Here is a 10,177-nt window from a genome sequence, read left to right as displayed (position 1 = left end):
CTACAGCTGGGCAGTCGAGCAAGGTCGACGCTTCGGAATTCCCGTGTAGAGCCGAGCCCATGCTCGGCTGCGGTCAGCCGGATGCAGATCAGCCGAGCGTAGGCTCGGCTCTACAGTCGGGCAGTCGAGCAAGGTCGACGCTTCGGAATTCCCGTGTAGAGCCGGGCCCATGCTCGGCTCTACCACCGTCATCGGCCGGCCAGTTCCTCGCGTACGATCTGCGCGCCGGCACTCAGCGCGCGCAGCTTGCCGCGCGCCACGCTACGCGACAGTGGCGCCATGCCGCAGTTGGTGCAGGGGTAGAGCTTGTCGGCATCGACGAACTGCAGCGCCTTGCGCAGCGTGTTGGCCACTTCCTCGGGCGTTTCCACCGTGCTCGACGCCACGTCGATGGCACCGACCATCACCTTCTTGCCGCGCACCAGCTCGATCAGGTCGATCGGCACGTGCGAGTTGTGGCACTCCAGTGAGATCAGGTCGATGCTGGATTCCTGCAGCTTCGGGAACGATTCCTCGTACTGGCGCCATTCCGAACCCAGTGTCTGCTTCCAGTCGGTGTTCGCCTTGATGCCGTAGCCATAGCAGATGTGAACGGCGGTTTCGCACGTCAGCCCTTCAATCGCGCGTTCCAGGGTCGCCACGCCCCAATCGTTCACTTCGTCGAAGAACACGTTGAAGGCGGGTTCGTCGAACTGGATGATGTCCACGCCGGCCGCTTCCAATTCCTTCGCTTCCTCGTTGAGGATCTTCGCAAATTCCCACGCCAGCTTCTCGCGGCTCTTGTAGTGCGCGTCGTACAGCGTGTCGATCATGGTCATGGGGCCAGGCAGGGCCCACTTGATCGGCTGTGTGGTCTTGCTGCGCAGGAACTTCGCATCTTCGACGAACACCGGCTTCGGGCGGCTCACGGCACCGACCACGGTCGGCACGCTGGCGTCGTAGCGGTTGCGGATACGCACGGTCTCGCGCTTGTCGAAGTCCACACCGTCCAGGTGTTCGATGAATGTGGTGACGAAATGCTGCCGTGTCTGTTCGCCGTCGCTGACGATGTCGATGCCGGCAAGCTGCTGTTCCTGCAGCGCCAACAACAGCGCGTCCCGCTTGCCTTCGGCCAGTACGTCATCCTGCAGTTTCCAGGGCGACCAGAGCTTTTCGGGCTCTGCCAGCCAGGAGGGCTTGGGCAGGCTGCCGGCGGTGGAGGTGGGCAGTAGTTTCTTCATCGTGTGCGGGGTCTTGTGTCCTGTGGGAGGGAGAAGCGAGGGATCAGCGGGCAGCCCACTGCTCAAGCACCGCGCGGTACGGCTTGATGAAGTGTTCTTCGGTGAACCGGCCCTGTTTGACGGCCAGCTGGCTGCGCTCTTCGCGGTCGTAGACGATGCGCGTGGAAGAATAGTCCTGGTGCTTCAGGCTGGGCTGGTAGACCTTGCCGGCCACGGAATTGGCGTTGTAGATCTCCGGGCGGTAGATCTTCTGGAACGCTTCCATGGTGCTGATGGTACCGATCAGTTCCAGGTTCGAGTAATCACCCAGCAGGTCGCCCTGGAAGTAGAACGCCAGCGGCGCGACGCTGCCCGGCGGCATGAAGTAGCGCACCTGCAGGCCCATCTTGTCGAAGTACTGGTCGGTGGGCGAGACCTCATCCTGACGGTATTCCACGCCGAGGATGGGGTGCTGGTTTTCAGTGCGGTGGTAGGTCCTGCTGCTGGACACGCTGATGCAGATGACCGGTGCCTTGCTGAAGTTGGCGCGGTAGGCATCTGAATCCAGGAAATGCTTGAACAGCTTGCCGTGGAGGTCGCCGAAACCCTCGGGGATGCCGAACGTGGCCCTGCCCTCGTTGCTGGCTGGCAGCACGACGCTGAAATCGTAGTCGCGCACGTAGGAGGAGAAGTTGTTGCCGACGATGCCTGCAGTGCGCGTGCCGGTGTGCGTATCGACAATGGTCGGGCGCAGCACTTCGATCAGCGGGAACGGATCACTTTCCTCTGCGCCATCGATGTGCATCTCCACGGAGATGATGTCCAGCTCGACTGCGTAGCGATCGGCATTCGGGTTGTCCCAGTGCGCCAGATCGTTGAAGCGGTTGTTGATCATGCCCAAGGTGTTGCGCAGGTTCTCTTTCCGCGAGGCACCCCGTGCCAGGTTGGCGAAGTTGGTGGTGATGCGCGTACCGTCGGCCGGCTGGTAATCCTCGTTGAACGGGATGCGGGTGATGCGGAAGGTGAAGTTTTCGGTGGTCATGGCGGCATTCCGGTGACTTAAAGGGCGTCGGCGGTTTCGGCGCGCACAGGCGCTGGGCGGTGGGACAGCGCCAGCAACGGCAGCGCCCGCTGCACGGCCAGGCGTGCGCGCTGCAGCAGGGCCTCGTCGTGCACGCGGCCCTCGGCGAAGTCCTTGTCGGTGGCGTAGACGCCCAGCGGCAGGGTGCGGGCCTGGAAGAAGCTGAAGAGCGGCCGCAGCTGGTGGTCGATCATCAGCGCGTGGCGCTCACTGCCGCCGGTGGCGGCCAGCAGGGTGGGGGTGTCGACCAGCGCATCCTGGTGGATGAAATCGAAGAAGTGCTTGAACAGGCCGGTGTAGGAGCCGCGGTAGACCGGCGTGGCGACCACCAGCACGTCGGCCTGCTCGACCGTGGCCAAGGCCTGTTCGGCGGCCTCGGGCAGCTGCGAGCGCCACAGCGCACCGGCCAGCTGCGGGGCCAGCTGCCCCAGTTCGATCAGGTGCGGCTCGCTCGGCACGTGCTCACCCAGCAGGTCCAGCAGGTGTTCGCACAGGGTGGCGGCCCGCGAGGGGCGCTGCAGGCCGCCGGAGACGGCGACGATACGGAGGGGGCGGTGGGGAGAAAGCATGACCCGATCCTAGACAGGCCTTCCCATGACGTAAAATGGTTTTACTTCACACATCCATGAGTGGGATTCATCGACATGCTGGAACGAATCCACCTGAGCATCGTGCAGCAGGTCGAACTGCAGGGCTCGCTGACCGCCGCAGCCGGTGTGCTCAACCTGACCCAGTCAGCCCTGAGCCACAGCATGAAGAAGCTGGAGCAGCAGCTGGGTACCGATGTCTGGCTGCGCGAAGGCCGCAGCCTGCGCCTGACCCAGGCCGGCCAGTACCTGCTGGCGGTGGCCAACCGGGTACTACCGCAGCTGGACCTGGCCGAAGAGCGGCTGGGCCAGTTCGCCCAGGGCGAGCGCGGCTCGCTGCGCATCGGCATGGAATGCCACCCCTGCTACCAATGGCTGCTGAAGATCGTCTCGCCCTACCTGGCAGCGTGGCCGGACGTGGATGTGGACGTGAAGCAGAAATTCCAGTTCGGTGGCATCGGCGCCCTGTTCGGCTACGAGATCGACCTGCTGGTGACGCCCGACCCGCTGCTCAAGCCGGGCCTGACGTTCGTGCCGGTGTTCGATTACGAGCAGGTGCTGGTAGTGGCGAAGAACCACGCACTGGCCAAGGCGGACTACGTGAAGCCGCGCCAGCTGACCCAGGAAGTGCTGATCAGCTACCCGGTGCCGTTCGAGCGCCTGGACATCTACAACCAGTTCCTGCTGCCGGCCGGGGTTACCCCGCGCCGCCACAAGGCCATCGAAACCACCGACATCATGATGCAGATGGTGGCCAGCGGCCGCGGCGTGGCGGCCATGCCGCGCTGGCTGGTGGAAGAGTATGCGACGCGGATGGACGTGGTGCCGGTGCGGCTGGGGGCCAAGGGCATCCCCAAGCAGATCTACCTGGGCGCGCGCGAGGCGGACACCGGCATCGATTACCTGCAGGCGTTCGTCGAACTGGCGCGAGCCAGTTCCAGCGCCGGCACGCTGCGCGGGGGCGAGTGATGTCCGCAGCATCCGGGCGCGGTGCGCGTGCCTTCATCGATGCCTGTTCGCTGGAAGTGAGCGCGAAGGCCATGCCCGCGCTGATTGCCGAGGCGGCTCGCATCGCCCCGGGAACGATGATCTCGATTCCCTATCTGGCCAGCGAAGACGACGATGCGCGGCTGGCCGCAGCACGCACGGTGCGTGCGCTGGGCCTGCAGCCGATGCCACACCTGTCCGCGCGCCGCATCGGTTCGCAGGCCGCGCTGGAACGCTTCATCGCGCGTGCGGTGGGCGAGGCCGGTGTCGAGCAGTGCCTGTTGATTGCCGGTGATCTGGCCACGCCAGCCGGGCCGTTTGCCGACAGTGCATCCCTCATCGAGACCGGCCTGCTGGAACGTGCAGGCATCAAGGTGGTTGCCGTGGGCGGGCACCCGGAAGGCCATCCGCTGATGAGTGACGCCGAGCGCTGGCAGGTGCTGGAACGCAAGTGCCAGTCCATCCAGGCGCGTGGCATGGCACCGAAGATCATCACCCAGTTCGCCTTTGACGCTGACATCGTTCTGGCGTGGCTGGATGCACTGCGTGCGCGTGGCATCGGCCATCCGGTGCTGGTGGGCGTGCCCGGTCCGGCCAGCGTGACGCGGCTGCTGCGCTATGCGGCGATGTGTGGCGTGGGCGCAAGCGCAGCGATGCTGGCGCGGTATGGCATCTCCATCGGCCGGCTGCTGGGCACGGCGGGGCCGGATGTGTTTGTCGATCACCTGGTGGGTGGTCTCAGTGAAACGCACGGTCCGGTCAGCCCGCACTTCTTCCCGTTCGGCGGCATCGCGCCGTCGCTGGACTGGCTGGCGCAGTACCGGCAGCGTTCGGTCGCCGGCACACGTTTGTAATCAGAGCGCGCGCACGCCCTACTTGCTGGCCGAGCGCGCGTCCTTGCTGTCGTCATGTTCCGCCTTCGCGCGGCTCTGCGCGAACGCAGGGAAGGTCTTTTCCAGCGAGTCCTTGTCCGGCAGCACGTAGAACACGCCGCCCTTCTCGAACGTGGACTGGACCACCTGCTCGTAGAAATTGGCGCTGACGTTGATGCAGCCGTGGGTGACGCGGTTGTCGTCCGGCGTCGGCGTTGCCAGCCGCTCGGCGCGCTTCTCTTTCGGGGTGCCCGGCGGCAGCGGGTGCATCGAGACGGCCGAATCGTAGTCCACCCACAACACGCGGCCGGCGTCGTCGGATGGACCGTAGCCACCAATGAAACGGCCTGCGGGCGTAGTGCGGTCGTGGCCGGGAATCGCGCTCAGGGCGAGCTTGGCCACGTTCGGGGCGGAGTGATCGCCCTTGGCCGAACCGAACAGCGCCGGAGCCGCGCCGCGCAGCTTGCCGTCACCACCGAAGATCAGGACCTGTGCAGCGGCCTTGTCCATGATCGCGAAGGGATAGCCTTCGCTGTCGTTGCTGGCGACCACCCAGCCGGCAAGTTCGATCACCGTCCCGGACACTTCCTGGCCCTGCGGCAGCTCATCGACGGCAGCGGTGGGTTGTGCAGCGGCACCCCTGGCGCCCTTGGCGCTGGCCACGCCGGTGCACGCCAGTGCCAGCGCAAGGCTCAGTGCGGTGCAGGCAGTGCGGAATGCGGAGAAGGTGTACGTACGGATGGCGCGATTCCTCAATTGAAGACCGTCGTTCCAGGGAGCCAGTGGCCGTTGCAGCCACTGGCTCCCAATTCAGCTTCAGCCGCGCGGAGTACGGCGGGGAGCGGTTTCCAGCCTCTGCACGCGACCTTCGATCTGGTCCAGGCGCTGGTTGGCCTGCTGTGCGGACTGGTTGGCAGACTCGGCGCTCTGCGCCGCGCCCTGCACTTTCACATCGAGTGCGTCGAGACGTGAGTTGACCTTCGCGAAGTCTTCCTTGTAGCTGGCGCACGCGCCAAGGCTGAGGGCCAGAATGGCGACGCCAAGGGGACGGGCGATCTTCAGGTGCTGCGTGGAAAGGGTCATTGCACTCCCTCCTTCGTCTGGGGAGTCTGGAATATAGCGGGCTTTTTGTTAGTTCCATGAATGCGTTTTCAGCTGCAGTTGGCGGACGTGCAGGCACTGTGAAGAACGTGCAGTCAGCTTCAATTTGCCGCAAATTCAGCTGTGCGCGCTGTAGCAGCACGGCGCCGACATCGCTCTGGTAGATGCCGATCGTGGTCGGCCGTGCAGCTGGGGCGCGCCAACCAAGGTTGGCGGCTACCAGATCAGTTCAAGCGGGGGGGGGGGAGCCGATATCGGTGTCCATCACGACCGTTCATTCTGGGCACTGCCAACCGGTTCAGGGGGCTGCACGGGCAACAGCTGTTCAGCGAGACCACGATAGATCGGCACCCGGCAGACCAGCCCGGACACGCCGCGTGCGATCAGCACCGTGGCCAGGATCGGCAGCAGCAGATCGCCGCTGTCGGTCAGTTCCAGCGAAATGACCGCCGAGGTCAGCGGCGCCTGGGTCACCCCGGTGAGATAGGCGCACATGCCCAGCAGCACGAACGCGCGCGGGTCCACGCCGGGCATCAGCACGGCCAGGTTGTGGCCGAGCCCGGCGCCTACCGCCAGCGCGGGTGAGAACAGTCCACCCGGAATGCCGGCGATGTACGAAGCCAGGTTGGCCATCAGCTTCATCAGCCCGAACTCATGGCCGACCACCGCCTGCCCCTGCACCAGGCTGCGTGCCTGTTCGTAGCCGGTACCGAACGCACCGTCGCCGAACACCAGCGCCAGGCCGACGACCACCAGGCCACAGCCGGCTGCCAGCAGCACCGGATGGCGCTGCCGCAGCCTGCCCAGCCACCGCGGGCGCCCGGCCACGCTGGCCAGCACCATGCGCGCGAACAGCCCACCCAGCAGGCCGGCCACCACGCCGCACAGCAGGATGGCCAGCCAGCCCTGCCCAAGCGGCAGCCGCGCGCTGACGTGGCCGAAGTAGGTGTAGTTGCCCAGCAGCCCCAGCGACACCACGCCGCCCACGATCACCGCCGTCAGCAGCGTGCCGGAGAAGCGATGCTCGAAGCGGCCGCTCAGTTCCTCGATGGCGAACACGATGCCCGCCAGCGGCGTGTTGAACGCCGCCGCGATACCGGCGGCACCGCCGGCCAGCAGGAAGTGGGAAAGTTCGCGCGGATCCTTGAAGCCGAACCAGCGGCCAAACAGGTACATCAGGCTGGCACCCACGTGCACGGTGGGGCCTTCGCGGCCGACCGAGGCACCCCCCAGCAATGACAGTGAAGTCAGCAGCAGTTTGCCGGCCGACACCGCCGGGGACAGGTTGGTCTTCCTGAATGCCTCATCGGGCTTGTCCAGAGCGGCGATGACCTGCGGGATGCCGCTGCCACGGGTGGGGCGCAGCGCGCCGCTGGTCAGCCACGCAAGCAGCGCGAAGATGCCGGGCGTGAGCAGCAGCGCCCACCAGGGCGAATGCTCGATCACGCGGCGGAACAGACTGAAGGCTGCGTCACTGGCCTTGGCGAACAGGATGGCCACCAGGGCCACCGCCACCGCGCCGATCCATAACGCAGCGCGGCGGCGCCACGCTTCGCTGCGCATCTGGGTGAGCAGGTGGCTCCGGAGTCGTTGGGAGTTGATCATGCAGGGAGTATGCTCAGCCGCGCGCGCGGGCGAAAGGCAGCATCAGGGTCGTTGGCCTTGCCCGAAGCGGTGGAACAGGGAGGCCATGCCAGGGCGTGGAGGGGAGAACGGCATGGTTTTTTCCCGCCTTGTTCTGCAACGTCCGTGCCGTGTGAGTCAAATGCTGCCCAGACCACGCCCTCCAATCGACGAATTGTGGTCTGACCGCCTGGGCTTGAATCCATTGTCCTGGGTTCCATGAAGTCGGGCGAAATCAGCAATGTCGCGGCGATGAGGTTCCGATCCGGCTGATGCGCCGCGCGCCTGAGGGTTTCGACCAGCGGCTGTGACCGCCATGTTCAACGGGGTACCATCAAATCCATCCAGTGTTGAAGAGAGTCTCGATGGGCGACACACTTCGTACCAGCATCCGGGTAGCGGTGCTTGAAGATGAGCCGGCCTTGCGTGATCGCATTGTCGTGCCGGGCCTGATCAGGTATGGGTTCGACGCAGTGGGGTATGGCACGGTCGAGGCCTTCCTGGCTGGCGTGGCCTCGCACCCGGTCGACCTGCTGGTGCTCGACGTTGGCCTGCCCGACGGAGACGGCTTCAGCGTGGCCCGGCAATTACGGCTGCAACTGCCGCATGTCGGCATCATCATGCTGACCAGTCGTGCCGATGTGGTCGACCGGATCCGGGGGCTGTCCGAAGGGGCCGATGCGTTCTTTTCCAAGCCCATCGAACTGGATCTGTTGTCGGCGGCGCTGCATAGTCTGGCCCGACGCCTCAGCGTGCCTGTGCGCGGCGTGAACCGCGACAACAGTGAACAATGGTCGCTGGCCGAAGATGGCTGGAGCCTGTTGGCACCCAACGGCACTGCAGCAGCGCTGACCGCAAGCGAACGCAGCATCTGTGGGCGGTTGTTCGCCGCCGCCAAGGTGCTGGTCAGCCGCGAGCAACTATGCGATGCATTGGCCGACCGGTCGGAGGATTTCGATGATCACCGGCTGGATTCAATGATCCATCGCCTGCGCAGCAAAGTCCGCAAGCGCTGCGGTTTGGATCTTCCCCTCACCTCGGTGCATGGCCGGGGCTACTGCCTGGACCCCCGCGGACGGCGGGCAGACGCATCCGATAGGTAGTACCCACCGCGACCGCGCTTTCCACCGCAATGCTGCCCTGGGCGTAATCGACCAACTCACGCACGACCGCCATGCCCAACCCGGTACCGGAGTCGGCCGGTTTGGTGCTGAAGAACGGTTCGAAAACACGCTCGGCCACATGCGCTGGCATGCCATGTCCGTTGTCCTGCAGAGTGATGGTCACACCGTCCTGCTCGAACGCAGTCGTGATGCGGAACTGACCGGAGCCGTCCATCGCGTCGCCGGCGTTGGATGCAATGTTCAGCAGCATCAGCTCGAACTCGCTGCGGTCCATCATGACCTGCGCCGACTGCGCACCTCCTTCCAGCGACAACTGTACTTCAGGCCCCAGCAACTGGCGCAGCATGCCCTGCAGCATCCCGATGGCTTCATCGACGTCGAACCACTGCGGGGATCGGACATCGGAACGGCTGAAACGCAGCAGGCGGCGGCTGATGGCCATGCCGCGCCGTGCCGACTCCTCAACCGACTCCAGCGCGCCATGCAGTTCCGCAGCACGCGCAGCATGGCTGCCCCCGTCATCGTTGTGGCGCTGCGCGGAAAACCCGGCAATGATCGCGAAAATGTTGTTGAAATCGTGCGCCATGCCGGTCGCCATGCGCTCAGCGATTTCCTTCTTCTGTGCATGGATCAGCTGCGCGTGGGTTTTCTCACGCTGCAGCATTTCCTCGGCCAGGCGTTCGCCACGTGCATTGGATTCGCGCAGCGTTTCGCGCAGCGCCTCGGTCGTCCTGTCGATCAGCAGCGCCACCAGCAGGTAGCTGAACCCCAGCGGCAGAATGTTGAAGAAGGCCTGGGCCGCCGTGCCGGAGGTATGTGCGATGGCGTCACGACCGGCACCCAGGGCCACCCCCAGCACCAGCACGCACCAGGTGGTCCACAGCGCTCTGCGACCCAGCACCAGACCGCTGAGGATCAGCACCAGCATCTGCGCAAGCTGGTCAGGCGCCTGCCGCTGCAGGCCATTCACCGCCAGGTTCACCGTCGAGACGAGCAGCATCACGGCAATCACCCACTGCACCGCCACGCGGAATGCACCACGTCGTATCAACAGCAGGCCCAGCCACGCGCTGATCGCCACGCTCGCACTCATCCCCAGCGACGCATAGGTAGACCAATGCACGTCGCCCTGTGCGAAGTAGGGCAGGGTCATCCAGACCGCAATGCCGAGCATGACCGGAATGGTGATGCCCATGAAAATCAGCAGGGCCTGCACAACCCGCGCATTGCGGCGATCAACGGGATCACGCACAGGTGCTTGGTCCAACCAGTGCAGTGCGGGGCGTAGCATGGGGCAGATCCCGGATGTGAGGATTCGGTGATCTTCTCGCGAGAAGTTGCGGTCGACAAGCCTCGGCGGCGCCCAGTACGGTCGAATCCGCAAGGGGTCCTTTAGCCGATGAACATGACACGGCAAAGGCAACGCATCGCTTAATCATTCATGCGCGATGCCGGGCCAGGGGTGCGCCCGGCAAACGCCATTCACTGAGGACAGGGTAATGAATCGTAACGACGGTACGTTGGAAGGCGCGGCCTGCGCAGGCGTGGCAGTCCCATCGCGCGGGGCATCGGCAACAGGCTCGGCACGCAGGCATGTAGCAGG

General features: G+C 65.1%; 10 protein-coding genes. 3 read left to right on the top strand and 7 right to left on the bottom strand.

All coding sequences use genetic code 11. From position 1 onward, the window contains the following. Positions 1-188 precede the first annotated feature (188 nt). From ACQKDV_RS02300 to msuE, 3 genes are read right to left on the bottom strand one after another with little or no spacing between them, the layout of a single operon-like run. The gene (locus ACQKDV_RS02300; protein ID WP_427782171.1) at positions 189-1,220 is read right to left on the bottom strand and encodes a methionine synthase; all 1,032 of its coding nucleotides are present in this window, start codon (positions 1,218-1,220) and stop codon (positions 189-191) included. Positions 1,221-1,263: 43 nt separating this feature from the next. Next, positions 1,264-2,241 (bottom strand): DUF1852 domain-containing protein, encoded by a 978-nt coding sequence (locus ACQKDV_RS02295; protein ID WP_427782170.1) that lies wholly within the window; start codon positions 2,239-2,241, stop codon positions 1,264-1,266. Positions 2,242-2,258: 17 nt separating this feature from the next. Further along, positions 2,259-2,849 (bottom strand): FMN reductase, encoded by a 591-nt coding sequence (gene msuE, locus ACQKDV_RS02290; protein ID WP_427782169.1) that lies wholly within the window; start codon positions 2,847-2,849, stop codon positions 2,259-2,261. 75 nt (positions 2,850-2,924) lie between these two features. Here msuE and ACQKDV_RS02285 point away from each other — a divergent pair, with 75 nt between their 5' ends. Together ACQKDV_RS02285 and ACQKDV_RS02280 are read left to right on the top strand one after the other, a co-directional pair. Beyond that, positions 2,925-3,836, top strand: a complete 912-nt coding sequence (locus ACQKDV_RS02285; RefSeq protein WP_427782168.1) for a LysR substrate-binding domain-containing protein — start codon at positions 2,925-2,927, stop codon at positions 3,834-3,836. After that, positions 3,836-4,708: a methylenetetrahydrofolate reductase gene (locus ACQKDV_RS02280; RefSeq protein WP_427782167.1), complete on the top strand. Its 873-nt coding sequence runs from the start codon at positions 3,836-3,838 to the stop codon at positions 4,706-4,708. Before ACQKDV_RS02285 ends, ACQKDV_RS02280 begins: the two co-directional genes overlap by 1 nt. A gap of 18 nt (positions 4,709-4,726) precedes the next feature. Here ACQKDV_RS02280 and ACQKDV_RS02275 read toward each other — a convergent pair whose 3' ends face one another. The 3 genes from ACQKDV_RS02275 to ACQKDV_RS02265 form a co-directional block, all read right to left on the bottom strand. Further along, entirely contained in the window at positions 4,727-5,422 is a 696-nt protein-coding gene (locus ACQKDV_RS02275; protein ID WP_427782187.1) for a hypothetical protein, read from the bottom strand. 120 nt (positions 5,423-5,542) lie between these two features. Beyond that, a complete protein-coding gene (locus ACQKDV_RS02270) occupies positions 5,543-5,809 on the bottom strand; it encodes a hypothetical protein (protein WP_108763660.1) in 267 nt (88 codons plus the stop codon). 282 nt (positions 5,810-6,091) lie between these two features. Further along, positions 6,092-7,432 carry a chloride channel protein gene (locus ACQKDV_RS02265; protein ID WP_427782166.1) on the bottom strand — a complete coding sequence of 447 codons (1,341 nt, stop codon included), beginning with the start codon at positions 7,430-7,432 and terminating at the stop codon, positions 6,092-6,094. Positions 7,433-7,815: 383 nt separating this feature from the next. Between ACQKDV_RS02265 and ACQKDV_RS02260 the strand changes: the two genes are divergently transcribed. Then, positions 7,816-8,553, top strand: a complete 738-nt coding sequence (locus tag ACQKDV_RS02260; protein ID WP_427782165.1) for a response regulator transcription factor — start codon at positions 7,816-7,818, stop codon at positions 8,551-8,553. Here ACQKDV_RS02260 and ACQKDV_RS02255 read toward each other — a convergent pair. Next, on the bottom strand, positions 8,483-9,865 hold the full coding sequence (locus tag ACQKDV_RS02255; protein ID WP_427782164.1) for a sensor histidine kinase: 1,383 nt from the start codon (positions 9,863-9,865) through the stop codon (positions 8,483-8,485). The genes ACQKDV_RS02260 and ACQKDV_RS02255 overlap by 71 nt on opposite strands. Positions 9,866-10,177 lie beyond the last annotated feature (312 nt).

This window comes from Stenotrophomonas sp. NPDC077659 (assembly GCF_050268705.1).
Lineage (GTDB): Bacteria > Pseudomonadota > Gammaproteobacteria > Xanthomonadales > Xanthomonadaceae > Stenotrophomonas.
This window is presented reverse-complemented; position numbering and strand designations above follow the sequence as displayed.

What these genes read in the sequence shown, in the direction of transcription:
- ACQKDV_RS02300 (WP_427782171.1), bottom strand. Translation starts at nt 1,220, where the DNA reads ATGAAGAAACTACTGCCCACCTCCACCGCCGGCAGCCTGCCCAAGCCC.
- ACQKDV_RS02295 (WP_427782170.1), bottom strand. Translation starts at nt 2,241, where the DNA reads ATGACCACCGAAAACTTCACCTTCCGCATCACCCGCATCCCGTTCAAC.
- msuE (WP_427782169.1), bottom strand. Translation starts at nt 2,849, where the DNA reads ATGCTTTCTCCCCACCGCCCCCTCCGTATCGTCGCCGTCTCCGGCGGC.
- ACQKDV_RS02285 (WP_427782168.1), top strand. Translation starts at nt 2,925, where the DNA reads ATGCTGGAACGAATCCACCTGAGCATCGTGCAGCAGGTCGAACTGCAG.
- ACQKDV_RS02280 (WP_427782167.1), top strand. Translation starts at nt 3,836, where the DNA reads ATGTCCGCAGCATCCGGGCGCGGTGCGCGTGCCTTCATCGATGCCTGT.
- ACQKDV_RS02270 (WP_108763660.1), bottom strand. Translation starts at nt 5,809, where the DNA reads ATGACCCTTTCCACGCAGCACCTGAAGATCGCCCGTCCCCTTGGCGTC.
- ACQKDV_RS02265 (WP_427782166.1), bottom strand. Translation starts at nt 7,432, where the DNA reads ATGATCAACTCCCAACGACTCCGGAGCCACCTGCTCACCCAGATGCGC.
- ACQKDV_RS02260 (WP_427782165.1), top strand. Translation starts at nt 7,816, where the DNA reads ATGGGCGACACACTTCGTACCAGCATCCGGGTAGCGGTGCTTGAAGAT.
- ACQKDV_RS02255 (WP_427782164.1), bottom strand. Translation starts at nt 9,865, where the DNA reads ATGCTACGCCCCGCACTGCACTGGTTGGACCAAGCACCTGTGCGTGAT.